This window comes from Streptomyces sp. NBC_00425 (genome assembly GCF_036030735.1).
GTDB lineage: Bacteria > Actinomycetota > Actinomycetes > Streptomycetales > Streptomycetaceae > Streptomyces.
Genome location: NZ_CP107928.1, coordinates 3,269,203 through 3,295,639, shown reverse-complemented (window position 1 = coordinate 3,295,639; position 26,437 = coordinate 3,269,203). Strand labels below are relative to the sequence as shown.

The window sequence follows — 26,437 nt, the reverse complement described above, 5'->3', positions numbered from 1 at the left end:
AAAGCCGCCCACCACCAAGGACCAGAGATGACCCGCGTGATCGCCGGAGCAGCCGGCGGACGTCGCCTGGCGGTCCCGCCAGGCACCGGAACCCGCCCCACCTCCGACCGCGCACGCGAAGGCCTCTTCTCCACCTGGCAGTCCCTCCTCGGCGGCCGCCCCCTCGACGGCGAACGGGTCCTCGACCTGTACGCCGGATCAGGGGCCGTCGGCCTGGAAGCCCTGTCCCGCGGCGCCGGCCACACCCTCCTCGTCGAGGCCGACGCGCGTGCGGCCCGCGTCATCCGGGAGAACGTGAGAAACCTCGCCCTCCCCGGCGCCGAGGTCCGCGCGGGGAAGGCCCGACAGGTCATCGAGGCGGCGCCGGCCGCGCCGTACGACCTCGTCTTCCTCGACCCCCCGTACGCCGTCCCGGACGACGATCTTCGAGAGATCCTGCTCACACTCCGCTCGGGGGGCTGGCTCGCGGCCGAAGCGCTCGTCACCGTGGAGCGCAGCACCAGAGGCGGTGAGTTCGGCTGGCCGGACGGTTTCGAAGCGCTCCGGGCCCGTCGATACGGCGAGGGAACGTTTTGGTACGGTCGCGCCGCCTCTACGTGCGAAGACGCACGATGACCGGACCGGAGAGCGAGGGAACACCAGTGCGCCGTGCCGTCTGTCCCGGGTCGTTCGACCCGATCACCAACGGACACCTCGACATCATCTCCCGCGCCTCCCGTCTGTATGACGAGGTCTATGTCGCGGTGATGATCAACAAGTCCAAGAAGGGCCTGTTCGAGATCGACGAGCGGATCGACCTGATCCGCGAGGTCACCGCCGAGTACGGCAACGTCAGGGTCGAGGCCTTCCACGGCCTCCTCGTCGACTTCTGCAAGGAGCGCGGCATCCCGGCCATCGTCAAGGGCCTGCGCGCGGTCAGCGACTTCGACTACGAACTGCAGATGGCGCAGATGAACAACGGCCTCTCCGGCGTCGAGACGCTGTTCGTGCCCACCAACCCCACCTACAGTTTCCTCTCCTCGTCCCTGGTCAAGGAGGTCGCCACGTGGGGCGGCGACGTCTCCCACCTGGTGCCGCCCAGGGTCCTCGAAGCGCTGACCGAGCGCCTCGGGCGGGGCTGACCGCCCGACGGCCGTCCTGACGTGCCGTCATCCGGTGTCCGGCGGACACCCCATGGCCGTACAGTCGTCCCGTCCGTCTCCAACACAGCTGTAGAGAGTGGCGAGCAACCGGTGGACGTGCAGAAGAAGCTCGACGAGATCGTCACGGCGGTCTCCAGTGCCAGGTCGATGCCGATGTCGGCCTCGTGCGTGGTCAACCGCGCGGATCTGCTCGCCCTGCTGGAAGAGGTACGAGCGGCCCTGCCCGACTCCCTGGCCCAGGCCGAGGAACTCATCGGCGGCCGCGAGCAGGTCGTCGAGCAGGCCCGCCAGGAGGCCGAGCGGATCATCGAGACCGCCCACGCCGAACGCGGCTCGCTGGTCTCCGGCACCGAGATCGCCCGCCGCTCCCAGGCCGAGGCCGACCGCATCCTCGCCGAGGCCCGCAAGGAGGCCGAGGAGGTCCGCGCGGACGCGGACGACTACGTCGACTCCAAGCTCGCCAACTTCGAGGTCGTCCTCACCAAGACCCTCGGCTCCGTGGGCCGCGGCCGTGAGAAGCTCCTCGGCACCGGACCGGGCACCGACGAGAACGGGTACGAGGACGAGGACGCCCCCGAGCGCAGCCACGACCCCGAGACCCTGCGCCGCGACGCCGACGCGTACGTCGACACCAAGCTGGGCGCCTTCGAGGCGGTCCTCGCCAAGACGCTGGAGGCGGTCGGCAGGGGCCGCCAGAAGCTGCACGGCCGCATCGCCACGGACGACCTCGGCGCCCTCGCCGCCGACACCACCACGTTCCAGCACTCCTCGGACGCCGACTACCTCGCCGACCTGGCCGCCCTCGCGGAGCAGGACGCGGCGCCCGCGCAGCCCGTCCAGCCGGCGTACGACCAGCCGCAGCCGGCGTACGGCTACCAGCAGCAGCCGGACCCCTACGGCGGCTATCCGCAGCAACCGCAGCAGGGCTACGGCGGGCAGGACGCGTACGGCTACCAGCAGCAGGCCGACCCCTACGCGTATCAGGGGGGCTACGACGCCCAGCAGGCCCCCTACGACCCGAACCAGGCCGTGCAGCAGGACCCGTCCCAGCAGGCCCAGCAGGCCCAGCAGCACCAGCAGGCGCAGCAGGGGTACGCCCTCGACGAGACCAGCCTCTTCGACACCGGCATGATCAGCGCCGAGCAGCTGCGCGCCTACGAGCAGGGACGCGGGCTGTAGCCGGCGGGGACGCGGGCTGCGCGGCAGGGCGGCCGGGGGCCGGATTGGGCTGTGGGCGAATGCTCCAGTATCCTGGCTCATCGGTCGCGTGTGCGCTTCGCTGATGTCGTATGCGCCCGCGATCACCGCTGCCCGCGACACCGAGGGGCAGCGTCCCCCGAGCTCAGAAGATCGAAAGCAGGAATGGCTCTGAACGCCCGCCTCGACCACCGCAAGCCTCTCGTGTTCGACACGCACGAGCTGGGGCGGCGGCCCGGTGCGCAACAGCGCCTGACCCGTGAGATCGACGCTCCCCAGGATCTCGGGATCCAGGGGGTCGTCGGAGTGCCGGAAGGCGCTCCGGTGGAGCTCGAACTCCGTCTCGAGTCGGTCATGGAAGGTGTGCTCGTCACAGGCACCGCCCGTGCACGGGCCGAGGGGGAGTGCGTAAGGTGTCTGGAGCCGCTCGAGTTCGATCTCGCAGCGGACTTCCAGGAGATGTTCTCGTACCCTGACGCCGACGACCGGGGCCGTGTGAAAGCGGATCCGGCCGACGACGCCGAGGAAGACGAGGACAGGCTCTTCCTCGAGGACGGACTGTTCGACCTCGAACCCGTGCTGCGCGATGCGGTGGTGCTCGCACTGCCGATGCAGCCGGTGTGCCAGGACGACTGCCCCGGCCTGTGCTCCGAGTGCGGAGCCCGGCTGGCGGACGACCCGGACCACCACCACGACGCCGTCGACATCCGTTGGGCGGCACTGCAGGGACTCGCCGGTTCACCTGAAGACGGCGAGAAGGACGAGATGAGCGGCGGCGCGCTTCCATCAGCGCACGCCGACGAGAAGCAGGAGAAGTAGCCGTGGCTGTTCCGAAGCGGAAGATGTCGCGCAGCAACACGCGCCACCGCCGGTCGCAGTGGAAGGCTGCGGTCCCCACCCTGGTTGCGTGCGAGCGCTGCCACGAGCCCAAGCTGCAGCACATCGCGTGCCCGTCTTGTGGCACCTACAACAAGCGCCAGGTCCTCGAGGTCTGAGCGGCTGGTGAGAGGCTTCATGTCTGACGCCAAGGCGGACACTGCCGCCAAGAACAAGGCGGACACGGCCTCGTCCCACACGCTTCTGGAAGGGCGGCTCGGCTACCGGCTCGAGTCCGCCCTTCTGGTGCGTGCGCTGACCCACCGTTCCTACGCGTACGAGAACGGCGGCCTGCCGACGAACGAGCGGCTGGAGTTCCTCGGGGACTCCGTGCTCGGCCTCGTCGTCACGGACACGCTGTACCGCACCCACCCCGACCTGCCCGAAGGCCAACTGGCCAAGTTGCGGGCCGCGGTGGTCAACTCTCGTGCGCTGGCGGAGGTCGGTCGTGGCCTCGACCTGGGCTCCTTCATCCGGCTCGGCCGGGGTGAAGAGGGCACGGGCGGCCGGGACAAGGCGTCCATCCTCGCCGACACGCTCGAAGCGGTGATCGGCGCGGTCTATCTCGATCAGGGCCTCGACGCGGCCTCCGAACTGGTGCACCGCCTGTTCGACCCGCTGATCGAGAAGTCCTCGAACCTCGGTGCCGGCCTGGACTGGAAGACCAGTCTCCAGGAGCTCACCGCGACCGAAGGCCTCGGCGTCCCCGAGTACCTGGTCACGGAGACCGGCCCCGACCACGAGAAGACCTTCACTGCTGCCGCCCGCGTCGGAGGCGTCTCGTACGGCACCGGCACCGGCCGCAGCAAGAAGGAGGCGGAGCAGCAGGCCGCCGAGTCCGCGTGGCGGTCCATCCGGGCCGCGGCGGACGAGCGCGCCAGGGAGGCGGCGGCCGATACGGTCGTCGCAGCCGACGGCAGCGTGGACCAGGAGTCCGCCTCCGCCTGAGCAGTACCACGCGACGAGCGCCCGCCCCCGTCCGGGACGGGCGCTCTGTCCGTGCAGGAACCGACGTCACGGGGGATGACATGCCCGAGTTGCCCGAGGTCGAGGTCGTCCGGCGCGGTCTGGAACGGTGGATCGCCCATCGCACGGTCGCCGACGCCGAGGTGCTGCACCCCCGCGCCGTCCGCCGTCACCTGGCCGGCGCCGACGACTTCGCGCACCGCCTCGAAGGCCACCGCATCGGCGCCCCGAGCCGACGCGGCAAGTACCTCTGGCTGCCGCTGGAGGACACCGACCAGGCGGTTCTGGCGCATCTCGGCATGAGCGGTCAGCTCCTGGTCCAGCCGCTCCGGGCGCCCGACGAGAAGCATCTGCGCATCCGGGTGCGCTTCGCGGACGACACGGACACCGAGCTCCGCTTCGTCGACCAGCGCACCTTCGGCGGCCTGTCACTGCATCCGACCGGCCCGGACGGGCTCCCGGACGTCATCGCGCACATCGCCCGTGACCCCCTCGACCCGCTGTTCGACGACGAGGCGTTCCACCAGGCGCTGCGCAGGCGGCGCACCACCGTCAAGCGGGCGCTGCTCGACCAGTCGCTGATCAGCGGCGTCGGCAACATCTACGCGGACGAGGCGCTCTGGCGCTCCCGACTGCACTACGAACGTCCGACGGCCGCCTTCACCCGGCCCCGCACGTTCGAACTGCTCGGCCATGTCCGGGACGTGATGAACGCGGCCCTCGCCGTCGGCGGCACCAGCTTCGACAGTCTGTACGTCAACGTCAACGGGGAGTCGGGCTACTTCGACCGGGCCCTGGACGCCTACGGGCGTGAGGGTCTGCCGTGCAAGCGGTGCGCCACGCCGATGCGCCGGCGTCCCTGGATGAACCGGTCCAGCTACTTCTGCCCGAAGTGTCAGAGGGCGCCGCGCGTCCCGTCGTAGTGCTCGCGCGCGGCCAGGACGTCGGTCATCCGCCCTTCGACGAGGTGGATGAGGCCCAGCAGGCGCTCGGCCACCTCCCGCCCGAGCGGGGTCAGCTCGTAGTCCACGCGGGGCGGGTTGGTGGGCTGCGCCTCGCGGTGCACCAGCCCGTCGCGCTCCAGCGCGTGGAGCGTCTGGGAGAGCATCTTCTCGCTCACGCCGTCGACCCGGCGGCGCAACTCGTTGAAGCGCAACGAGCCCTCGTGCAGCGCCCCGAGGGTCAGTCCGCCCCAGCGGCCGGTGATGTGCTCCAGTGTGCCGCGCGAGGGACAGGCCTTGGCGAACACGTCGAACGGAAGGTCCTGGTCCTCCGCTCTCTCCCGGGTGATGTCCATACGGGAAGCCTACTCGAAGGTAGCGCTAACCGATAGGTTGCACTAACCAAAAGTTAGTGCTTTCCTGTGGTCACTGTTCCCGAGCTGCCCATTTCCAGGAGTACGCATGTACACCCCTGTTGTCTCTGTCGCCTACCACTCCGGCTACGGCCACACCGCCGTCCTTGCCGAGGCCGTCCGCGCCGGTGCCGTCGACGCCGGCGCCGAGGTGCACCTGATCAAGGTCGACGAGATCACCGAGGAGCAGTGGACGCTGCTCGACCGCTCGGACGCCGTCGTCTTCGGATCGCCCACCTACATGGGGACCGCGTCGGCCGCCTTCCACGCGTTCGCCGAGGCGACCTCCGCGCGCTGGCCCGACCAGGTGTGGAAGGACAAGTTGGCCGCCGGGTTCACCAACTCGGGCTCCAAGAGCGGCGACAAGCTGCACACGCTGCAGTTCTTCCAGATCCTGGCCGCGCAGCTCGGCATGCACTGGGTCAGCCTCGGCCTGCTGCCCGGCTGGAACAACTCGGCCGGCTCCGAGCACGACCTCAACCGGCTGGGCGTGTTCCTGGGCGCCGCCGCGCAGACCAACGTCGACGAGGGGCCGGACGCCGTCCACAAGGCGGACGTGGCGACGGCCGAACACCTGGGCCGCAGGGTGGCCGAGACCGCACGGGTCTTCCTGGCCGGCCGGGCCCGGGCAGCCTGACCCCCGGGCTCCCCGACCAACGCCGTGACCTGTGACGCAGTCGCCGCGGGGCGCGGCGTCGGTCGTCTGTCCCGTACAACCTTCGCCTGCCGACGGGTGTCCTGATGTAGACGGCACGTACCTTGCCGCCGCACCGGAGTCAGGAGCACCTCATGTCCAGCAGCGCGCTGATGACCTTCAAGAGCCACATCGAAGGCAAGAACGCCGACGTGGCCATTCACCACGACCGGGTCGAGTGGGCCCGGGGGCGAGGCATGAGCGCCAAGAAGCTCACGGCGGGTCTTCTGACCGGCGGTGCGTCTCTCCTGGCCACGGGTGTCCGCGGCTCCGACGCGGGCACCGAGATGATCCCGGTCCGGAACATCTCCAGCGTGGTCACCAAGCGGGACGGCCTGATGTACACCAAGGTCGTCGTGGTCGCGTCCGGCAACACGATCGAGTTCCGGGTGCCGCACGACGCGGCTCCCGGCATCAAGGCGCTGCTGACCGACCTGGTGCTCGGGAAGATCCCGGCCCCCGGCCAGGCCGCTCCGGCCGTCGCGGCCCCCGCCCGTGCCGAGGCCCCCGCGCCCCAGACGGACTCGCCCGTCGAGCAGTTGCGGCAGCTGGCGGGCCTGAGGGACGCGGGCATCCTCTCCGAGGAGGAGTTCACGGCCAAGAAGGCGGAGATCCTCGCCCGCATGTGACGGGCGCCGGCCGGCGACCCGCGGCGGGCGCTCCCCGTCAGCGGTGTCGCCGGCGACTCTCCGACCTGCGGCTCTCTCAGTAGCCGAAGTCCTGCGTCCACCAGGGGCCGCCGGCGCCGAAGTGGACGCCGACGCCCAGCGTCTTGAAGTCGCAGTTCAGGATGTTCGCCTTGTGGCCCGGGCTGTTCATCCAGGCCTCCATGACGGCAGCCGCGTCGGCCTGGCCGCGGGCTATGTTCTCGCCGCCGAGCCCCGATACGCCGGCCTTGGCCGCCCGGTCCCACGGGGTCGCCCCGTCGGGGTCGGTGTGGTCGAAGAACCCGCGCGCGGCCATGTCGTCGCTGAACTTCTCGGCGAGGTCCGACAGGGAGCTGTTCGCGGAGACGGGACTGCAGCCGACCTTGGCCCGCTCCTCGTTGACCAGCTTCAGCACCTCGGCCGCGGCCTGCGTCTCGGCCGACACCGTCACGGGGGCCTCGGACTTCGCCGGCGCCTTGGTGGCGGCCCTCGACTTGGACGGAGTGGTCTGCGGAGTCCTGGAGGGCGTGGACTCGGGCTTCTGCGGAGCGGTCTTCGTCGGAGCGGTCTTCGTCGGAGCGGCCGAGGATGCGGAGACGGAGGGGGAGGGCGCGGCCGGGGTGGAGGGCGAGGCCGGGCGGCCGGCGTCGCGGTTGGTCGGGGCGGAGTCGCGGTCGTCGTCGGCGGTGCCGGACGTGCCGCCCTGCTCGGAGGCCGAGTTCGTCGGCGAGCCGGCAGCGGCCTGGACCTTGTCGCCTGAGCTGCCGCTGCCGCCCCCGAGACGGTAGCCGTCGATACCGGGCACCACACCTGTGGCCACGGCGACCGTGCCGATCGCCACCGCCGCGGAGACGCCGAGCAGACCGGACTTCACCGGCGTGGCGACCCTGCGCTTACGGCGGCGGCCCACACCCGCCCGATTCGCGCCCGGCCGGCGGGCGCCGCCGTCGGGGGTGAACGCGTCGCCCGCGAACACCGCGGTGTCGCCGTGGGCGTAGCCGCCCTCCGCGTACAGGTACTCCTGGCTTCTCGCGACGGAGTCCGCGTACGCCTCGGGGTTCAGATACGGCGCGATGCCGATCGTGGGGAGGGTTTCGGTGTGCGCGTCCTGCGTCCTGTGGCTGTCCGCATGCGAGCCGTGCGTCTGTGTGACCCCCGTGGCGCGGCTCTTGGCGGCGCTGCCGGCGGCGGAGCGTCGGTGGCGTCCCATGTCCTTGCCTTCCTCGTCCGAGCGGTGTTCTCAACGGTCGACCGAAGCTCTGGGGCGACGCGCGCCTCCTGCTCCCTCTGGTCGACCTGACTCACCCGATCGAGTGAGTTTCATATGAGAATCATTGGGTGGGGACGGTACCGCATGGCGCTCGGGGAGGAAGTGTCCCGAGAGACTTTGCGCGGTTAGGTTGCACCCATGAGCGAGGATGTACGGCTGGTCGCCTGGGTGCGCGGACACGTCCAGGGCGTGGGATTCCGCTGGTTCACGCGGGCCAAGGCGCTGGAGATCGGCGGCCTGAGTGGTTTTGCTCTCAATTTGGCTGACGGCCGGGTCCAGGTGGTCGCCGAAGGCGCCAAGGAGGGGTGCGAGGAACTGCTCGGCTGGCTTCTGGGTGACGACACGCCCGGACGCGTAGCCGGAGTCACCGAGATATGGGACACACCGCGCGGAGGTTACGACGGCTTCGCGATCCGTTGAGAGCTCCCCGTGGGCGTCCCCGTGAAAGCGGAGGGGAATGCCACGGGCACGTGCCCCCAGCAGAAAGGGGCAGGTGATTGCCAAGAACCGCTTGTCGTGGGAGGCTCCGCACTCAAGGATGATCGCCACGCCCCGAGGGCCCCCGCAGGAGTCGCAGCGCCGCCGTTCCGGCCGCGCGCCACCGGGCCGCCCGCCAATACGGGGTGTGATCGTGTTGACCGTCAAACTTTTTGGTGAGACGCTGAAAGCACCCCGCGCACCCCAGCTGTTTGGCATGGATGAACGGCAGCACGAACAAGATCCTGCCAAGCACCGCGGGTGCTCATCCCTCACGACCCACACCGCTTCGGTCGGTCACTCATTGTGGAGGACCATCCATCATGGCAAAGGCGCTTCTCGGTTACGTCGGCGGCTCCGACCCGCGACTCCTCGCCGAGATGCGACGGCTCCAGCAGCGTGTACAAGACCTGGAATCCGAGCTCGGACGGATCCAGGCCGAGAACGACGCGCTGACGGCTGCCGCTTCTCACGAATCGCTTCTGGAGAGCATCGACGCACGCCAGGCGGAGCCTGCGCTCACCTGATCGCTGCATGCTGCACAACAGCACGCAGGGGTCGGGCGGCTCATTCTCACCGCGTCGGACCGCTAGGTTGTCAGAGTTTGCAAGGGACGCTTCGGCGTCCCTTCTTTCTTGCTCCGCACATTTCCGCGCCCCCGCTTCCGCCCCGTCGGCCGCGCCCCCGCCATTGGTTCCCCCGCGCACCCTTTCAGTCTCTTAACGTTTGGTGTGCCCTGCGCGTTCATGGGTGAAACCGCGGGTTCATGGAGTGAGACACCGCCGGAAGGTAGAGTCCAGCGCCGTGCACCTCAAGGCCCTGACCCTCCGGGGGTTCAAGTCGTTCGCTTCCGCGACCACGCTCCGGTTCGAACCGGGGATCACGTGCGTCGTCGGACCGAACGGCTCGGGCAAGTCCAACGTCGTCGACGCCCTCAGCTGGGTCATGGGCGAGCAGGGCGCGAAGTCGCTGCGCGGCGGCAAGATGGAGGACGTCATCTTCGCCGGCACCACCGGCCGCCCCCCGCTGGGCCGCGCCGAGGTGTCCCTGACCATCGACAACTCCGACGGGGCGCTCCCCATCGAGTACGCCGAGGTCACCATCACGCGGATCATGTTCCGCAACGGCGGCAGCGAGTACCAGATCAACGGCGACACCTGCCGGCTGCTCGACATCCAGGACCTGCTCTCCGACTCCGGCATCGGGCGCGAGATGCACGTCATCGTCGGCCAGGGCCAGCTCGACTCCGTCCTGCACGCCGACCCCATGGGCCGCCGCGCCTTCATCGAGGAGGCCGCGGGCGTCCTCAAGCACCGCAAGCGCAAGGAGAAGGCGCTCCGCAAGCTGGACGCGATGCAGGCCAACCTCGCGCGTGTGCAGGACCTCACCGACGAACTCCGGCGTCAGCTCAAACCCCTCGGCAGGCAGGCCGCCGTGGCCCGCCGCGCCGCCGTCATCCAGGCCGATCTGCGTGACGCCAGGCTGCGCCTGCTCGCCGACGACCTGGTACGGCTGCGGGAGGCCCTGCAGACGGAGGTCGCCGACGAGGCCGCCCTCAAGGAGCGCAAGGAGGCGGCCGAGCAGGAGCTGAGGAAGGCCCTCCAGCGCGAGGCCCTCCTGGAGGACGTGGTCCGGCAGCTCACTCCGCGTCTCCAGCGGGCCCAGCAGACCTGGTACGAGCTGTCCCAGCTCGCCGAACGCGTCCGGGGCACCGTCTCGCTCGCCGACGCCCGGGTGAAGAGCGCCACCTCCGCGCCCCCCGAGGAGCGGCACGGCCGCGACCCCGAGGACATGGAACGGGAGGCGGCCCGGATCCGCGAGCAGGAGGCCGAACTGGAGGCCGCCCTCGAAGCGGCCCAGCACGCACTCGACGACACCGTCGCCCACCGCGCGGACCTGGAACGGGAACTGGCCGTCGAGGAACGGCGGCTGAAGGACGTCGCCCGCGCCATCGCCGACCGTCGCGAGGGCCTGGCCCGGCTGAACGGCCAGGTCAACGCCGCCCGCTCGCGCGCCGCCTCCGCGCAGGCCGAGATCGACCGCCTCGCGGCCGCCCGCGACGAGGCCCAGGAGCGGGCCGTCGCCGCACAGGAGGAGTACGAGGCGCTCAAGGCGGAGGTCGACGGCCTCGACGCGGACGACCACGAGCTCGCCGAACGGCACGAGAGCGCCAAGCGCCAGCTCGCCGAGGCGGAGTCCGCCCTCGCCGACGCCCGCGAGGCGACCACGGCCGCCGAACGCAGCCGCGCCGCGACCCTGGCCCGCCGGGACGCCCTGGCCCTGGGGCTGCGACGCAAGGACGGCACGGGCGCGCTGCTCGCCGCGCGCGACCGCCTGCACGGCCTGCTGGGCCCGGCGGCCGGACTGCTGACGGTGACGCCGGGCCACGAGGTCGCGCTCGCCGCGGCCTTCGGCGTCGCCGCGGACGCGATCGCGGTGACGACGCCCGCAGCGGCTGCCGAGGCCATCCGGCTGCTGCGCAAGCAGGACGCGGGGCGCGCCGCGCTGCTCCTCGGCGGTGACGCGGGCGACGTGGGCGACGTGGGTGACAAGGGCGATGTGCCCGAGGAACGCACCGGCGGCCGGCTCATCGACGACCGGCCCGTCGACGACCGGCCCGTCGACGACCGGCCCGTCGACGACCGGCTCATGGACGGCCGACCCGTCGACGGGCAACGCGCCGACATTCAGCACACTCACATTCAGCACACCCACATTCAGCGCCCCGAGGGGCAGCGCGCCGACGGGCCGCCGTACGCCGCCGATCTGGTGCGCGGTCCCGTCGAGCTCATGCCCGCCGTGCGCAGGCTCCTGCGGGGGATCGTGGTCGTGGGCACCCTGGAGGACGCCGAGGAGCTGGTCTACGCCCGCCCGGACCTCACCGCGGTCACCGCCGAGGGCGATCTGCTGGGCGCGCACTTCGCGCACGGCGGGTCCGCCGGGGCGCCCAGCCTGCTGGAGGTGCAGGCGTCTGTCGACGAGGCCGCCGCCGAGCTCGACGAGCTGGCCGTGCGCTGCGCGGAGCTGACGGAGGCACAGCGCACGGCCGGCGAGCGTCGCCGCGCGTGTGCCGCGTTCGTCGAGGAGGTGGGCGAGCGGCGGCGGGCCGCCGACCGGGAGAAGTCGGCCGTGGCGCAGCAGCTCGGGCGCCTCGCCGGGCAGGCCCGGGGGGCGGCCGGTGAGGCCGAGCGGTCCGCGGCGGCCGCGGCGCGGGCGCAGGAGGCGCTCGACCGGGCCGTGGAAGAGGCTGAGGAACTGGCGGAACGGCTGGCCGTCGCCGAGGAGATGCCGGCCGAGGAGGAGCCCGACTCCGCCGTGCGGGACCGGCTCGCCGCCGACGGGGCCAACGCGCGGCAGACCGAGATGGAGGCCAGGCTTCAGGTCCGTACCCACGAGGAGCGGGTCAAGGGGCTGGCCGGGCGGGCCGACTCGCTGGACCGGGCCGCGCGGGCGGAACGCGAGGCACGCGCGCGTGCCGAGCAGCGGCGGGCGCGGCTGCGGCACGAGGCGGCCGTCGCGGACGCCGTGGCCTCGGGCGCGCGGCAGCTGCTCGCCCACGTCGAGGTCTCCGTGGGCCGGGCCGAGGCGGAGCGGGTCGCCGCCGACGCGGCCAAGGCGCGGCGGGAGCAGGAACTGGCCGCCGCCCGCACCGCCGGGCGCGATCTGAAGGGCGAGCTGGACAAGCTGACGGACTCGGTGCACCGCGGCGAGGTGCTCGGCGCCGAGAAGCGGATGCGCATCGAGCAACTGGAGACCAGGGCGCTGGAGGAGCTGGGCGTGGAGCCCGCGGGGCTCGTCTCCGAGTACGGGCCGCATCAGCTCGTGCCGCCCTCGCCGCCCGCCGAGGGCGAGGTGCTGCCGGAGGACCCGGAGGACCCGCGCAACCGGCCGAGGCCGTTCCAGCGCGCCGAGCAGGAGAAGCGGCTGAAGTCGGCCGAGCGCGCCTACCAGCAGCTCGGCAAGGTGAACCCGCTGGCGCTGGAGGAGTTCTCCGCGCTGGAGGAGCGGCACAAGTTCCTGAGCGAGCAGCTGGAGGACCTCAAGAAGACGCGCACCGACCTGCTTCAAGTGGTGAAGGAGGTCGACGAGCGTGTCGAGCAGGTCTTCACCGAGGCGTTCCGGGACACCGCACGGCAGTTCGAGGGCGTGTTCGGTCGGCTGTTCCCGGGCGGCGAGGGGCGGCTGATCCTGACCGACCCCGACAACATGCTCACCACGGGCGTGGACGTGGAGGCCCGGCCCCCGGGCAAGAAGGTCAAGCGGCTCAGTCTGCTCTCCGGCGGCGAGCGGTCGCTGACCGCGGTGGCCATGCTGGTGTCGATCTTCAAGGCGCGGCCCAGCCCGTTCTACGTCATGGACGAGGTCGAGGCCGCCCTCGACGACACCAACCTGCAGCGGCTGATCCGCATCATGCAGGAGCTGCAGGAGTCCTCGCAGCTGATCGTGATCACGCACCAGAAGCGCACGATGGAGGTCGCCGACGCGCTGTACGGCGTGTCCATGCAGGGCGATGGTGTGTCGAAGGTCATCAGCCAGCGCCTGCGTTGACCGGCGGGAGCGGGTACCCGTCATCCAGCTCCCACCGCTTCTGCTTCAAGAGTTGAACACAATCCCTGCACGTGGGCGCTGAAAAGTCACAGCCGGGCCCTCTTGACTTCGAAACTTGAAGGCATAGTCTCGGCACCGTTGCTTTTACCTTCAGATGCCACGTATCTGGAGGTGCTGATCCCGTCGGCAGCGCTGCCGACGGCTCGAGGAGTTGAACGTGACCAGCACGACGCAGGCGCAGAAGTCAGGAGCCGGCAGGGCTCATCCCGACCATCTCGGGCACGTCGTCTTCATCGCGGCGGCGGCCGCGATGGGCGGATTCCTCTTCGGCTACGACAGCTCCGTGATCAACGGCGCCGTGGAGGCCATCCGGGACCGCTACGACATCGGCTCCGCGGCCCTCGCCCAGGTCATCGCGATCGCCCTGATCGGCTGCGCCGTCGGCGCAGCGACCGCCGGCCGCATCGCCGACCGCATCGGCCGCATCCGGGTCATGCAGATCGCCGCCCTGCTGTTCACGGTGAGCGCCGTCGGCTCGGCGCTGCCCTTCTCGCTGTGGGACTTCGCCTTCTGGCGGGTCGTCGGCGGCTTCGCCATCGGCATGGCCTCCGTCATCGGCCCCGCCTACATCGCGGAGGTCGCCCCGCCCGCCTACCGCGGCCGGCTCGGCTCCTTCCAGCAGGCCGCGATCGTCATCGGCATCGCGATCTCGCAGCTGGTCAACTGGGGACTGCTCAACTCCGCGGGCGGCGACCAGCGCGGCAAGCTCATGGGCCTGGAAGCCTGGCAGGTCATGCTCGGCGTCATGGTGGTCCCGGCCGTCCTGTACGGCCTGCTCTCCTTCGCCATCCCCGAGTCCCCCCGCTTCCTGATCTCCGTGGGCAAGCGCGAGCGGGCCCGCGAGATCCTCGAGGAGGTCGAAGGCGCAGGCGTCGACCTGGACGCCCGCGTCGCCGAGATCGAGCACGCGATGAAGAGCGAGCACAAGTCGACGTTCAAGGACCTGCTCGGCGGTTCCTTCTTCTTCAAGCCGATCGTCTGGATCGGCATCGGCCTCTCGGTCTTCCAGCAGTTCGTCGGCATCAACGTCGCGTTCTACTACTCCTCCACGCTGTGGCAGTCGGTCGGCGTCGACCCGACCGACTCGTTCTTCTACTCGTTCACGACGTCGATCATCAACATCGTCGGCACGGTCATCGCGATGATCTTCGTGGACCGCGTCGGCCGCAGGCCGCTGGCCCTGATCGGTTCCGCCGGCATGGTCGTCGGCCTCGCGTTCGAGGCCTGGGCGTTCTCCTTCGACCTCGTCGACGGCAAGCTGCCGGCCACCCAGGGCTGGATCGCCCTGATCGCCGCCCACGTGTTCGTCCTCTTCTTCGCCCTGTCCTGGGGTGTCGTCGTCTGGGTCTTCCTCGGCGAGATGTTCCCCAACCGTCTCCGCGCCGCGGCCCTCGGCGTGGCCGCCTCCGCGCAGTGGATCGCCAACTGGGCCATCACCGCGAGCTTCCCGTCGCTGGCCGACTGGAACCTCTCCGCGACCTACGTGATCTACACGGTCTTCGCCGCGCTCTCCATCCCGTTCGTCCTGAAGTACGTCAAGGAGACGAAGGGCAAGGCGCTGGAGGAAATGGGCTGAGGCTCCGGCAGGGCCTCCGCCGCCAGGGCCCACGATCTCGAGGAGCCGGGCCCGCCCCCGCTGCCCGCTCCTCGAATCCCGTGGGACGTGCTGCCCCGGCTCACCCGCCGAGCCGGGGCAGCACGTCTTCGCAGAACAGCCGTAGGCTGCGCCACCCCTCCTCCACCGGCATCCCGCCCGCCAGCGGATGCAGGACGAGGTTGTCGAGCCCCTGCGCCACGCACGCGTCCGGCGTGAGGATCCGGTACACGCCCTCCTCCCGCAGCTCCGCCACCGTCGTCGCCCCCGACTTCACCGCCGAGCGGATCCCGCCCGACTGCCAGGAGGCGTAGGTCCGCGCCTCGTGCAGGAAGCGCTCGCCGTACTCGGTCCACGCCCGGTCCGGATCCTCGGCGACATGCAGCAGGGGCGTCTCGGCGCCCGGCATCATCGTCCAGCCCTCCGTCCCGTACTCCGCCAGCCGCTCCTTGTAGTAGGCCTCCAGCTCCGGCAGATGGGCGCTGGGGAAGAACGGCAGCCCGAGCCGGGCGGCCCGGCGGGCGGCGGCCTTCGAGGATCCGCCCACCAGCAGCAGGGGGTGCGGATCGGTCGCCGGGCGGGGGGTGACCCGTACCGTGCGCCCCCGGTAGGTGAACTCCTCGCCGGTCCAGGCCTTCAGCACGGTCTCCAGCAGCTCGTCCTGGAGCTGCCCCCGCCGCTTCCAGTCCACTCCGGCCCGGGCGTACTCCTCCGGCCGGTAGCCGATCCCGGCGACCGTGACCAGCCGCCCGCCGCTCAGCAGGTCCAGCACCGCGATGTCCTCGGCCAGCCGCAGCGGGTCGTGCAGCGGTCCGATGACGGCCGAGACGGTCACCGCCAGCCGCCGCGTCGCACCGAGCACCGCGCCCGCGAAGACGAAGGGCGAGGGCAGCCAGTTGTTCTCGACGCCGTGATGCTCCTCGGTCTGTACGAGGGTGACCCCGTGCCGGTCGGCGTACGTGGCCATCTCCAGCGCGGTCCGGTAGCGGACGCCCAGCTCGGCAGGGGTCGCACCGGGGGCGACGAGGTTGAATCGGACGACGGTGACGGGCATGGAGGACCCCCTTCGGCGGATGTGGGGGACCGTAGCTGACGAGGTGTCAGATGGCCATGGGCCGGGACGGTCCGACTGCGAGCCGCGGCCCCAAGCCGCCCGTTCCCGCCGGCCCGGCCGCCGGGAGAGGCCGGACGGGGGCCGCCTGACGCGCGGCCGGGCCGCCGCCCGCCCCGGCCGGGAGGGGTCACGCATACTGGACCCGTTATGGAAACCGTCATCCTTGCTGTAGTCATCGCCGTGGTCGTGCTCGCAGTGCTCGGCGGGCTGGTCGTCGGCAGTCGGCGGAAGAAGCCGCTGCCCCCGCCGCCCCCCGCAGCGCCCGACATCACCGCCCCTCCGGCCGAACCGCACGTCGGCGACGAGGCCGAGACCCCGCGCGACGAACCGCGCCGCACGATCGAGGAGGTTGATCTTCCCGACGGCAGGCCGACCGGTACCGCGGTCGAGGAACCCCCCGTCGTCCCCCCTCTCGAGGTTCCCGAGCTCGAGGTCCCGGAGCCCACCGAGGGGCGGCTGGTGCGTCTGCGCGCCCGCCTCTCCCGCTCGCAGAACGCCCTGGGCAAGGGGCTCCTCACGCTGCTCTCGCGCGAGCACCTCGACGAGGACACCTGGGAGGAGATCGAGGACACGCTGCTCACCGCCGACGTCGGCGTGGCCCCCACCCAGGAGCTGGTCGAACGACTGCGCGAGCGCGTGAAGGTGCTCGGCACCCGCACCCCGGAGGAGCTGCGCGCGCTGCTGCGCGAGGAGCTGCTCAAGCTGGTCGGCACCGAGGCCGACCGCACCGTGAAGACCGAGCCCGAGGACCGCAAGCCGGGCATCGTGATGGTCGTCGGCGTCAACGGCACCGGCAAGACCACCACCACCGGCAAGCTCGCGCGCGTGCTCGTGGCCGACGGGCGCACCGTCGTCCTGGGCGCCGCCGACACCTTCCGCGCGGCCGCCGCCGACCAGCTCCAGACCTGGGGCGAGCGGGTCGGCGCGCACACCGTGCGCGGTCCCGAGGCCGGCGATCCCGCCTCCGTCGCGTTCGACGCGGTGAAGGAGGGCAAGGAGATGGGCGTCGACGTCGTCCTCATCGACACCGCCGGCCGCCTCCACACCAAGACCGGCCTGATGGACGAGCTCGGCAAGGTCAAGCGGGTCGTCGAGAAGCACGCCCCGCTGGACGAGGTGCTGCTCGTGCTCGACGCCACCACCGGGCAGAACGGGCTCGTCCAGGCCCGTGTCTTCGCCGAGGTCGTCGACATCACCGGCATCGTGCTGACCAAGCTGGACGGCACGGCGAAGGGCGGCATCGTGGTCGCGGTCCAGCGCGAGCTGGGCGTCCCGGTCAAGCTGGTGGGACTCGGCGAGGGGGCGGACGACCTCGCGCCGTTCGAGCCGGAGGCCTTCGTTGACGCCCTTATCGGGGACTGACCGGCCGGTACCGCAGGGCCGCGAACCGCAGACGGTGTGCCGGGAGGCAGGCCGGGGCACGGAAGAAGCGCCCGCTCCGAGGTGCAGTCGGAGCGGGCGCTTCGTCGTGTGCGTCGTCGGCGGCCGCGGGGGAGGGTCGCCGCGGTGGCCCCTGGCGTCCCAGGCGCGCAGGTCCGCGGCGGTCCCGCGCGGGGGCCGAGCGACCCCGCGGACGGCGTCAGGCGGTGGTGCGGCCGAGGCCAGGCGGTAGGGACGGCGTCAGGCGGTAGGGACGGCGTCAGGCGGTGCGGCCGAGGGTCTCCCGGGCGCCCTGGGCGCGTGACCGGTGCGCCAGGTACGCCAGCGTCCCCAGCAGCAGCCGGGCCTCCGGCGGGCGGGTCGCCGAGTCCAGCGCGGGCGGGCGCAGCCAGCGCACCGGACCGAGCCCGCCGCGGTCGGAGGGCGGGGCCGTGATGAACGTGCCGGGTCCGAGGCCGCGCAGGTCCAGGGCGGCCGGATCGTCCCAGCCCATGCGGTAGAGCAGGTCCGTCAGCTCGGCGGCGGCGCCGGGGGCGACGAAGAACTGGGTGCGGCCCTCGGGCGTGGCGATGACCGGGCCGAGGGGCAGGCCCATGCGCTCGAGGCGGACCAGGGCGCGGCGCCCGGCGGACTCGGCGACGTCGAGCACGTCGAACGCGCGTCCGACGGGCAACATCACCGCGGCGCCGGGGAACCCGCCCCAGGTCCTGCCCACGTCGTCGAGGGTGGCGCCGGCCGGGACGCGCGGGGCGAACTCCAGGGGGTGCGCCCCCGGTTCGCGGCACCCGGGGTGTCCGCAGGAGCAGACGCCTGCCGCGGCCCGTGCGCCGGGCACCGCGTCCCAGCCCCACAGTCCCGTGAACTCGGCGACGGCGGTGCACTCGGACGAGCGACCGCGCCTGCGCGCGCCGGAGCGGATCTCGCGAATGCCGCCGATCGTGAAGCCCATGCCCCCTCCAACGGGTCCTACGCGCCGCTGGTTACGCAGCGGTCGAGCACGGTTACTCTGTGTGCTTCCGCTTTCCCGGGGCCGCCCCATCCAGGCAGCGCCCGGGAGCGCCGCGGGTGGTGGGCCGGGCTTCGCGCGCCCCTGAGTGCTTCGCTCCGCTCACCCCTGGCTGTTCTCTGTCAAGTGAATCGCGTACGGGTCACCGGGAGTTCATCCGAAGGGGTGGCGAATGGTGGCGTTTCCGGGATCGCCGTGGCTGGGACCGTGATCGTAGGATTACTTTGAGTAGGCGGGTCCTGTGGGTGCTTGCGCTCGTGGGTATGCCGGGGGCAAGTCGGGTTTCCGTTCGAAGGGTGACAAGTGCCGTACGGCGGGCCCTATTTACCGGCATTCTGATAAGGCTTGGCGCACTCAGTGACAAGTGGTCTCAGGGATGGGGGCGTTCCAGTGAGCGGCAACGGCGGAAGCGGGAACAACGCTGCGAGCGCGGACAGGCGCCCGAACGAGCTGCTCACCTCGTGGTTCGTGCGCAGCGGCTGGTCGAAGGGCGAACTCGCACGTCAAGTGAACCGTCGAGCCCGCCAGTTGGGCGCCAATCACATCTCCACCGACACCTCACGAGTGCGCCGCTGGCTGGACGGCGAGAACCCCCGCGAGCCCATCCCCAGGATCCTCTCCGAGCTGTTCTCCGAGCGGTTCGGCTGCGTCGTGTCCGTCGAGGACCTCGGACTGCGCGCGGTCCGGCAGGTGCCCTCCGCGACCGGCGTCGACCTGCCGTGGACGGCCCCGCAGACGGTGGCCCAGCTCAGCGAGTTCTCGCGCAGCGACCTGATGCTGGCCCGCCGCGGCTTCCTCGGGACGTCGCTGGCCCTGTGCGCGGGGCCGTCCCTCATCGAGCCGATGCAGCGCTGGCTGGTCCCCTCGCCGCCCGCCCTGATCGAGGAGCCGGAGTCGGTGCCGACCAGCCGGGCCCGCGGCCGGCTCTCCCGGCCCGAGCTGGACCTGCTGGAGTCCACCACCGTGATGTTCCGGCAGTGGGACGCCCAGTGCGGCGGCGGCCTGCGCCGCAAGGCGGTCGTCGGGCAGTTGCACGAGGTGACCGACCTGCTCCAGGAGCCCCAGCCCGAGTCCACCTCGCGCAGGCTCTTCAAGGTGGCCGCCGAGCTGGCCGAACTCGCCGGCTGGATGAGCTACGACGTGGGGCTCCAGCCGACCGCGCAGAAGTACTTCGTCCTGGCCCTGCACGCGGCGAAGGAGGCCGGCGACCGGCCGCTCGGCAGTTATGTGCTGTCGAGCATGAGCCGTCAGATGATCCACCTCGGCCGGCCGGAGGACGCGCTGGAGCTGATCCACCTCGCCCAGTACGGCAGCCGGGACTGCGCCGGGCCGCGCACCCAGTCCATGCTGTATGCGATGGAGGCCCGCGCCTACGCCAACATGGGCCAGCCCGGCCGGTGCAAGCGCGCGGTCCGGATGGCCGAGGACACCTTCGCCGAGACCGACGAGTGGGACGAGCCGGACCCCGACTGGATCCGCTTCTTCTCCGAGGCCGAGCTGCACGGCGAGAACAGCCACTCCTTCCGCGACCTGGCCTACGTCGCCGGCCGCAGCCCCGCCTACGCCTCGCTGGCCGAGCCCCTGATGCGGCGGGCCGTCGAACTGTTCGCGGGCGACGGCGACCACCAGCGCTCCTATGTGCTGAACCTGATCGGCATGGCCACGGTCCACCTGCTGCAGCGCGAGCCGGAGCAGAGCACGGTTCTCGCCACGCAGGCGATGAAGGAGGCCAAGAAGGTGCGCTCCGAGCGCGTCAACACTCGTATCCGAAAGACGGTCGACAGCGCTGTACGCGATTTCGGGGATCTCTCCGAGGTCGTGGACCTGACCGAGCGGCTCACCGTCGAGCTGCCGGAGACGGCCGAAGCGGTCTGAACCACCCCGCCCGACCGGCCGCCGGCAGCGGTCCACCGGGCGAAACCCCAGAACCCCGGCCGCGGCCGGTCCTCCCGAACTGCCCGACTCGGCTCCCCCATGCCAGGTCATCGGAAGGCCGACCGCGGCCGGTTTCCTTCCTTCAGTGAAGGTTGCGCCACCATAACGATCCGCTCGTCGAACATCAGCCAGTTCACCGAGGCGTAACGCACGCGGCGCCTTCGTCACGGCGGCGAAACAACGAGGGGCCTCCACCGAAACGGCGCTGCGCGAATCTCATGGCGCATAACCGGCCCACCCCTCACGAACCCGCTCTGGCTTCGCCCGCACGGGGCCGTACCTACGACGAGGAGACGCCGATGGCAGCAGCCATCACGCTTGCCGCGGAGGCACCCAAGCTGTCCTCCGCGAACACAGGCTTCATGCTCATCTGTTCCGCCCTGGTGCTGATCATGACCCCGGGCCTCGCCTTCTTCTACGGAGGCATGGTCAGGGTCAAAAGCACGCTGAACATGCTGATGATGAGCTTCATCAGCATCGGGATCGTCACCATCCTGTGGGTGTTGTACGGCTTCTCGCTCGCCTTCGGCACCGACTCCGGCAGCCTCATCGGCTGGAACTCCGACTGGGTCGGTCTCAGCAACATCGGCCTGACGGAGCTGTGGGACGGCTACACCATCCCGATCTTCGTGTTCATGGTCTTCCAGATGATGTTCGCGATCATCACGCCCGCCCTGATCAGCGGTGCGCTCGCCGACCGCGTCAAGTTCTCCGCCTGGGCGCTGTTCGTCGCCCTGTGGGCCACGGTCGTCTACTTCCCGGTCGCGCACTGGGTCTGGGGCGCCGGCGGCTGGGCCTTCGAGCTGGGCGTCATCGACTTCGCCGGCGGTACGGCCGTCCACATCAACGCCGGTGCCGCGGCCCTCGGCGTGATCCTCGTCATCGGCAAGCGCGTCGGGTTCAAGAAGGACCCGATGCGCCCGCACAGCCTGCCGCTGGTCATGCTCGGCGCCGGTCTGCTGTGGTTCGGCTGGTTCGGCTTCAACGCCGGCTCGTGGCTCGGCAACGACGACGGCGTCGGCGCGCTGATGTTCGTCAACACGCAGGTCGCCACCGCCGCCGCCATGCTGGCCTGGCTCATCTACGAGAAGATCCGCCACGGCGCGTTCACCACGCTGGGCGCCGCCTCCGGCGCGGTCGCCGGTCTGGTCGCCATCACCCCCTCGGGCGGAGCCGTCTCCCCGCTCGGTGCGATCGCCGTCGGCGCCATCGCCGGTCTGCTCTGCGCCATGGCCGTCGGCCTGAAGTACAAGTTCGGTTACGACGACTCGCTCGACGTCGTCGGCGTCCACCTCGTCGGCGGTGTCATCGGCTCCCTGCTGATCGGCTTCTTCGCCACCGGCAAGGGCCAGTCCACCGCGACCGGCGTCTTCTACGGCGACCACTCCTTCGACCAGCTGTGGAAGCAGTGCGCCGGAGTCTTCGCGGTCCTCGCCTACTCGCTGGTCGTCTCCGCGATCCTCGCCTTCCTCCTCGACAAGACCATCGGCATGCGGGTCTCCGAGGACGACGAGATCGCCGGCATCGACCAGGCCGAGCACGCCGAGACCGCATACGACTTCAGCGGGGCCGGCGGTGGCGCCGCCCGCACGACCGCCCTCCCGACCGCCGTCGCCGGGGCGAGCAAGAAGGTGGACGCATGAAGCTCATCACCGCCGTCGTGAAGCCCCACCGGCTCGACGAGATCAAGGAAGCCCTGCAGGCCTTCGGCGTGCACGGACTGACGGTCACCGAGGCCAGCGGCTACGGTCGTCAGCGGGGACACACCGAGGTCTACCGCGGCGCCGAGTACACGGTGGACCTGGTCCCCAAGATCCGCATCGAGGTGCTGGCGGAGGACGACGACGCCGAGCAGCTGATCGACGTCATCGTCAAGGCCGCCCGCACCGGCAAGATCGGTGACGGCAAGGTCTGGTCCCTCCCGGTCGAGACGGCCGTACGGGTCCGCACCGGCGAGCGCGGCCCGGACGCGCTCTGACGGCAGAAGAGAACAGGAGTCGCTGGGTGACGAGTACGGACGTGCGCATGGATGCAGAGGACTCGGGACCCAGCGGCTACGCGGCGGCCCGGCTGCGCCTCCTCACCGAGGAGGCGCAGTCCGGGCCGCCGCGCCGTGCGGCCCTCGCCGAACTGACCGACGACTGGCTCACCGGGCTCTTCACGGCCGGCGCCGAGGAACTGAAGGGCGTGTCCCTGGTCGCCGTCGGCGGCTACGGCCGGGGCGAGCTCTCCCCGCGCAGCGACCTCGACCTCCTGCTGCTGCACGACGGCGCGGACGGCAAGACCGTCGCAGCCCTCGCCGACCGTCTCTGGTACCCCGTCTGGGACCTCGGCCTGGCCCTCGACCACTCGGTCCGCACCCCGGCGGAGGCCCGCAAGACCGCCGGCGAGGACCTCAAGGTCCAGCTCGGCCTGCTGGACGCCCGCCACCTCGCCGGCGACCTCGGCCTCACCGCCGGACTGCGGACGTCCGTCCTCGCCGACTGGCGCAACCAGGCCCCCAGGCGCCTGCCCGAACTCCAGGAACTGTGCGCCGAGCGCGCCGAACGCCAGGGCGAGCTGCAGTACCTGCTGGAACCCGACCTGAAGGAGGCGCGCGGCGGACTGCGGGACGCCACCGCGCTGCGCGCCGTCGCCGCCTCCTGGCTGGCCGACGCCCCCCGCGAGGGCCTCGCCGACGCCCGCCGCCGGCTCCTCGACGTACGCGACGCCCTGCACCTCGCCACCGGTCGCGCCACCGACCGCCTCGCGCTGCAGGAGCAGGACCAGGTGGCCGCCGAGCTGGACCTGCTGGACGCCGACACCCTGCTGCGGCAGGTGTACGAGGCGGCCCGCGTCATCTCGTACGCGAGCGACGTCACCTGGCGCGAGGTCGGACGCGTTCTGCGGTCGCGCGCCGTGCGGCCCCGGCTGCGCGCGATGCTGGGGGGCGGCAAGCCCGCACCCGAGCGGTCTCCGCTGGCCGAAGGGGTCGTGGAACAGGACGGCGAGGTGGTGCTCGCCCGCGCCGCGCGCCCCGAACGCGACCCCGTGCTCCCGCTGCGCGCCGCGGCCGCCGCCGCGCAGGCCGGCCTGCCGCTGTCCCTGCACGCCGTCCGGCGCCTCGCCGCCACCGTGCGCCCGCTGCCCACGCCGTGGCCCGCCGAGGCCCGCGAGCAGCTGGTCACCCTGCTCGGCTCCGGTCAGCCGACCGTCGAGGTCTGGGAGGCGCTGGAGGCCGAGGGGCTGATCACGCAGCTGCTGCCCGACTGGGAGCGGGTCCGGTGCCGGCCGCAGCGCAACGCCGTGCACATCTGGACCGTCGACCGGCACCTCATCGAGACCGCCGTGCGCGCCTCCGAGTTCACCCGCCGCGTCCACCGGCCCGACCTCCTGCTGGTCGCCGCGCTGCTGCACGACATCGGCAAGGGCTGGCCCGGCGACCACTCGGTGGCCGGCGAGATCATCGCCAAGGACGTGGCCGCCCGCATCGGCTTCGACCGCGCCGACGTGAACGTGCTCGCCGCCCTCGTCCGCCACCACCTCCTGCTCGTCGACACCGCCACCCGGCGCGACCTGGAGGATCCGGCCACCGTGCGCGCGGTCGCCGACGCCGTCGGCTCGCAGGGCACGCTGGAGCTGCTGCACGCCCTCACCGAGGCGGACGCGCTGGCCACCGGGCCCGCCGCCTGGTCGTCCTGGCGGGGTTCGCTCGTGGCGGACCTCGTCAAGCGGGTCGCGGCGGTGCTCGCCGGCAACGAGCCGGAGGAGCCGGACGACACCGCGCCCACCGCCGAGCAGGAACGCCTCGCCATCGAGGCGGTCGCCACCGGCAGCCCGGTGCTGGCGCTGCGCGCGCAGACCGAGACGCCCGCCGAGACCGCGGGGGAGCAGCCGGCCGGCGACCCCGAGCCGCTCGGCGTGGAGCTGCTCATCGCCGTGCCCGACCAGGAGGGCGTGCTGCCGGCGGTGGCCGGCGTCCTCGCCGTGCACCGGCTGACCGTACGCACCGCCGAGCTGCGCGCCCACGACCTCCCGGACGGCGTCGACGGCTCGGTCCTGCTGCTGAACTGGCGGGTCGCCGCCGAGTACGGCTCGCTGCCCCAGGCGGCCCGGCTGCGCGCCGACCTCGTGCGCGCCCTCGACGGCTCGCTGGACATCGCCGGACGGCTCGCGGAACGCGACGCCGCCTACCCGCGCCGCCGGGGCGTGGTCGCCCCGCCGCCGCGCGTGGCGGTGGCCTCCGCGGCCTCCCGGCACGCCACCGTCATCGAGGTGCGCGCCCAGGACGCGCCGGGGCTGCTGTTCCGCATCGGCCGGGCGCTGGAGGACGAGGGCCTGCGGGTGCGCAGCATGCACGTCTCCACCCTCGGCGCGAACGCCGTGGACGCCTTCTACGTCACCGGAACGGACGGCACGCCCCTGCCGGGCGACGAGGCCGTCGCCGCCGCCCGGAAGCTGGAGGAGACGCTGCGGGCGTGATCGCACGCGCCGCGCGGCCCGTCCCCGCCCGCTGAATACAGCAGGCGGGGACGAATGTCTTGCGCGGCCCGATACTCTGGAAGACGCTCAGACCGCCCCCGACACCGAGGACCGACGCCGCCGTGTTCGATACTCTCTCCGATCGCCTCTCAGCGACCTTCAAGAACTTGCGCGGCAAGGGGCGCCTGAGCGAAGCGGACATCGACGCCACGGCGCGCGAGATCCGCATCGCCCTCCTCGAGGCGGACGTGGCCCTGCCGGTCGTCCGCACGTTCATCAAGAACGTCAAGGAGCGCGCCCTCGGCGCCGAGGTCTCCAAGGCCCTGAACCCCGCCCAGCAGGTCCTGAAGATCGTCAACGACGAGCTCGTCACGATCCTCGGCGGTGAGACCCGCCGCCTGCGCTTCGCCAAGCAGCCGCCCACGGTGATCATGCTGGCCGGCCTCCAGGGCGCCGGCAAGACCACTCTCGCGGGCAAGCTCGGCCGCTGGCTGAAGGAACAGGGCCACTCGCCGCTGCTCGTCGCCTGCGACCTCCAACGCCCCAACGCCGTCAACCAGCTCAGCGTCGTCGCCGAGCGCGCCGGCGTGGCCGTCTACGCCCCGCAGCCCGGCAACGGGGTGGGCGACCCGGTCCAGGTCGCCAAGGACTCCATCGAGTTCGCGAAGGCCAAGGTCCACGACATCGTGGTCGTCGACACCGCGGGCCGTCTCGGCATCGACGCCGAGCTGATGCAGCAGGCCGCGGACATCCGCGACGCCGTCTCGCCCGACGAGATCCTCTTCGTCGTCGACGCGATGATCGGCCAGGACGCGGTCAACACCGCCGAGGCCTTCCGGGACGGCGTCGGCTTCGACGGCGTCGTGCTGTCCAAGCTCGACGGCGACGCCCGCGGCGGTGCGGCCCTGTCCATCGCCTCGGTGACCGGCAAGCCGATCATGTTCGCCTCCAACGGCGAGAAGCTCGACGAGTTCGACGCGTTCCACCCCGACCGGATGGCCTCCCGCATCCTCGACATGGGTGACCTGCTCACCCTGATCGAGCAGGCGGAGAAGACGTTCAGTCAGGAAGAGGCCGAGAAGATGGCCTCCAAGCTGGCGTCCAAGAAGGGCCAGGACTTCACCCTGGACGACTTCCTGGCCCAGATGGAGCAGGTCAGGAAGATGGGCAGCATCTCCAAGCTGCTCGGCATGCTGCCCGGCATGGGCCAGATCAAGGACCAGATCGCCAACCTCGACGAGCGCGACGTCGACCGCACCGCCGCGATCATCAAGTCGATGACGCCGGGCGAGCGCCAGGACCCGACGATCATCAACGGCTCGCGCCGCGCCCGTATCGCCAAGGGTTCCGGCGTCGAGGTCAGCGCCGTGAAGGGGCTGGTCGAGCGGTTCTTCGAGGCGCGCAAGATGATGTCCCGGATGGCCCAGGGCGGCGGCATGCCCGGTATGCCCGGGATGCCGGGCATGGGCGGCGGCGCCGGCCGGCAGAAGAAGCAGCCGAAGCAGGCCAAGGGCAAGCAGCGCTCCGGCAACCCGATGAAGCGCAAGCAGCAGGAGCTTGAGGCGGCCCAGCGCCGCGAGGCCCAGGCCCAGGGCGGTAACGCGCTCGGGCTGCCGCAGCAGGGCGCCCAGGACTTCGAGCTGCCGGACGAGTTCAAGAAGTTCATGGGCTGATTCCGTCAGCCGCCGAGGGCGTCCTCCCGTGCCGGAGGGCGCC

The 26,437-nt window shown here is 71.5% G+C and carries 22 protein-coding genes and 1 pseudogene; 19 read left to right on the top strand and 4 right to left on the bottom strand.

What is annotated here, in order from left to right:
* Nucleotides 1-24: 24 nt before the first annotated feature.
* The 7 genes and pseudogenes from rsmD to mutM all read left to right on the top strand — a co-directional run.
* Nucleotides 25-615: pseudogene (gene rsmD, locus OHS82_RS13760) on the top strand (16S rRNA (guanine(966)-N(2))-methyltransferase RsmD); the annotation flags it as partial.
* Nucleotides 612-1,121, top strand: a complete 510-nt coding sequence (gene coaD, locus OHS82_RS13755; RefSeq protein ID WP_057580497.1) for a pantetheine-phosphate adenylyltransferase — start codon at nucleotides 612-614, stop codon at nucleotides 1,119-1,121. The pseudogene rsmD and the gene coaD, both read left to right, overlap by 4 nt.
* A gap of 111 nt (nucleotides 1,122-1,232) precedes the next feature.
* Nucleotides 1,233-2,321 (top strand): cell division initiation protein, encoded by a 1,089-nt coding sequence (locus OHS82_RS13750; protein WP_328433930.1) that lies wholly within the window; start codon nucleotides 1,233-1,235, stop codon nucleotides 2,319-2,321.
* 183 nt (nucleotides 2,322-2,504) lie between these two features.
* On the top strand, nucleotides 2,505-3,158 hold the full coding sequence (locus tag OHS82_RS13745; RefSeq protein ID WP_057580499.1) for a YceD family protein: 654 nt from the start codon (nucleotides 2,505-2,507) through the stop codon (nucleotides 3,156-3,158).
* A 2-nt stretch (nucleotides 3,159-3,160) separates the two neighbouring features.
* Nucleotides 3,161-3,334: a 50S ribosomal protein L32 gene (gene rpmF / locus OHS82_RS13740; RefSeq protein WP_007493396.1), complete on the top strand. Its 174-nt coding sequence runs from the start codon at nucleotides 3,161-3,163 to the stop codon at nucleotides 3,332-3,334.
* A gap of 7 nt (nucleotides 3,335-3,341) precedes the next feature.
* Nucleotides 3,342-4,163, top strand: a complete 822-nt coding sequence (gene rnc / locus OHS82_RS13735) for a ribonuclease III (protein ID WP_370444156.1) — start codon at nucleotides 3,342-3,344, stop codon at nucleotides 4,161-4,163.
* An 80-nt stretch (nucleotides 4,164-4,243) separates the two neighbouring features.
* Nucleotides 4,244-5,104: a bifunctional DNA-formamidopyrimidine glycosylase/DNA-(apurinic or apyrimidinic site) lyase gene (gene mutM, locus OHS82_RS13730; protein WP_328433929.1), complete on the top strand. Its 861-nt coding sequence runs from the start codon at nucleotides 4,244-4,246 to the stop codon at nucleotides 5,102-5,104.
* On the opposite strand, the gene OHS82_RS13725 is transcribed toward mutM, so the two are convergent.
* Nucleotides 5,077-5,478 carry a winged helix-turn-helix transcriptional regulator gene (locus OHS82_RS13725; protein ID WP_057580502.1) on the bottom strand — a complete coding sequence of 134 codons (402 nt, stop codon included), beginning with the start codon at nucleotides 5,476-5,478 and terminating at the stop codon, nucleotides 5,077-5,079. The genes mutM and OHS82_RS13725 overlap by 28 nt on opposite strands.
* A 106-nt stretch (nucleotides 5,479-5,584) precedes the next feature.
* Between OHS82_RS13725 and OHS82_RS13720 the strand changes: the two genes are divergently transcribed.
* Together OHS82_RS13720 and OHS82_RS13715 are read left to right on the top strand one after the other, a co-directional pair.
* Nucleotides 5,585-6,172 carry a flavodoxin family protein gene (locus OHS82_RS13720; protein ID WP_057580503.1) on the top strand — a complete coding sequence of 196 codons (588 nt, stop codon included), beginning with the start codon at nucleotides 5,585-5,587 and terminating at the stop codon, nucleotides 6,170-6,172.
* Nucleotides 6,173-6,324: 152 nt separating this feature from the next.
* Nucleotides 6,325-6,858 carry an SHOCT domain-containing protein gene (locus OHS82_RS13715; RefSeq protein ID WP_057580504.1) on the top strand — a complete coding sequence of 178 codons (534 nt, stop codon included), beginning with the start codon at nucleotides 6,325-6,327 and terminating at the stop codon, nucleotides 6,856-6,858.
* A 76-nt stretch (nucleotides 6,859-6,934) separates the two neighbouring features.
* On the opposite strand, the gene OHS82_RS13710 is transcribed toward OHS82_RS13715, so the two are convergent.
* A complete protein-coding gene (locus OHS82_RS13710; protein ID WP_057580505.1) occupies nucleotides 6,935-8,086 on the bottom strand; it encodes a CAP domain-containing protein in 1,152 nt (383 codons plus the stop codon).
* A gap of 198 nt (nucleotides 8,087-8,284) precedes the next feature.
* On the opposite strand from OHS82_RS13710, the gene OHS82_RS13705 reads away from it, so the two are divergent.
* The 4 genes from OHS82_RS13705 (at nucleotide 8,285) to OHS82_RS13690 (ending at nucleotide 14,807) form a co-directional block, all read left to right on the top strand.
* Entirely contained in the window at nucleotides 8,285-8,566 is a 282-nt protein-coding gene (locus tag OHS82_RS13705) for an acylphosphatase (RefSeq protein ID WP_057580506.1), read from the top strand.
* Between the two features lie 380 nt (nucleotides 8,567-8,946).
* Nucleotides 8,947-9,150, top strand: coding sequence for a hypothetical protein (locus tag OHS82_RS13700; protein WP_020128723.1), 204 nt, complete (start codon nucleotides 8,947-8,949; stop codon nucleotides 9,148-9,150).
* A gap of 277 nt (nucleotides 9,151-9,427) precedes the next feature.
* Nucleotides 9,428-13,171 carry an AAA family ATPase gene (locus OHS82_RS13695; protein WP_328433928.1) on the top strand — a complete coding sequence of 1,248 codons (3,744 nt, stop codon included), beginning with the start codon at nucleotides 9,428-9,430 and terminating at the stop codon, nucleotides 13,169-13,171.
* Nucleotides 13,172-13,388: 217 nt separating this feature from the next.
* A complete protein-coding gene (locus OHS82_RS13690; protein WP_328433927.1) occupies nucleotides 13,389-14,807 on the top strand; it encodes a sugar porter family MFS transporter in 1,419 nt (472 codons plus the stop codon).
* Nucleotides 14,808-14,907: 100 nt separating this feature from the next.
* Here the strand turns inward: OHS82_RS13690 and OHS82_RS13685 are convergent, their stop codons facing one another.
* Nucleotides 14,908-15,879, bottom strand: a complete 972-nt coding sequence (locus OHS82_RS13685; RefSeq protein WP_057580509.1) for an LLM class flavin-dependent oxidoreductase — start codon at nucleotides 15,877-15,879, stop codon at nucleotides 14,908-14,910.
* Between the two features lie 207 nt (nucleotides 15,880-16,086).
* Between OHS82_RS13685 and ftsY the strand changes: the two genes are divergently transcribed.
* The gene (gene ftsY, locus OHS82_RS13680; protein ID WP_057580510.1) at nucleotides 16,087-17,301 is read left to right on the top strand and encodes a signal recognition particle-docking protein FtsY; all 1,215 of its coding nucleotides are present in this window, start codon (nucleotides 16,087-16,089) and stop codon (nucleotides 17,299-17,301) included.
* Between the two features lie 277 nt (nucleotides 17,302-17,578).
* On the opposite strand, the gene OHS82_RS13675 is transcribed toward ftsY, so the two are convergent.
* The gene (locus OHS82_RS13675; protein ID WP_057580511.1) at nucleotides 17,579-18,268 is read right to left on the bottom strand and encodes a bifunctional DNA primase/polymerase; all 690 of its coding nucleotides are present in this window, start codon (nucleotides 18,266-18,268) and stop codon (nucleotides 17,579-17,581) included.
* A 447-nt stretch (nucleotides 18,269-18,715) separates the two neighbouring features.
* Between OHS82_RS13675 and nsdA the strand changes: the two genes are divergently transcribed.
* The 5 genes from nsdA to ffh all read left to right on the top strand — a co-directional run bounded on the left by nsdA (nucleotide 18,716) and on the right by ffh (nucleotide 26,394).
* Complete coding sequence (gene nsdA, locus OHS82_RS13670; protein ID WP_328433926.1) at nucleotides 18,716-20,200, top strand: transcriptional repressor NsdA; 1,485 nt, start codon at nucleotides 18,716-18,718, stop codon at nucleotides 20,198-20,200.
* A gap of 359 nt (nucleotides 20,201-20,559) precedes the next feature.
* On the top strand, nucleotides 20,560-21,903 hold the full coding sequence (locus OHS82_RS13665) for an ammonium transporter (RefSeq protein ID WP_057580513.1): 1,344 nt from the start codon (nucleotides 20,560-20,562) through the stop codon (nucleotides 21,901-21,903).
* Nucleotides 21,900-22,238 carry a P-II family nitrogen regulator gene (locus tag OHS82_RS13660; RefSeq protein ID WP_003997576.1) on the top strand — a complete coding sequence of 113 codons (339 nt, stop codon included), beginning with the start codon at nucleotides 21,900-21,902 and terminating at the stop codon, nucleotides 22,236-22,238. Before OHS82_RS13665 ends, OHS82_RS13660 begins: the two co-directional genes overlap by 4 nt.
* Before the next feature lie 26 nt (nucleotides 22,239-22,264).
* The gene (locus OHS82_RS13655) at nucleotides 22,265-24,721 is read left to right on the top strand and encodes a [protein-PII] uridylyltransferase (protein ID WP_328433925.1); all 2,457 of its coding nucleotides are present in this window, start codon (nucleotides 22,265-22,267) and stop codon (nucleotides 24,719-24,721) included.
* A gap of 122 nt (nucleotides 24,722-24,843) precedes the next feature.
* Nucleotides 24,844-26,394, top strand: a complete 1,551-nt coding sequence (ffh, locus tag OHS82_RS13650) for a signal recognition particle protein (RefSeq protein WP_057580515.1) — start codon at nucleotides 24,844-24,846, stop codon at nucleotides 26,392-26,394.
* The last annotated feature ends 43 nt before the right edge of the window (nucleotides 26,395-26,437 follow it).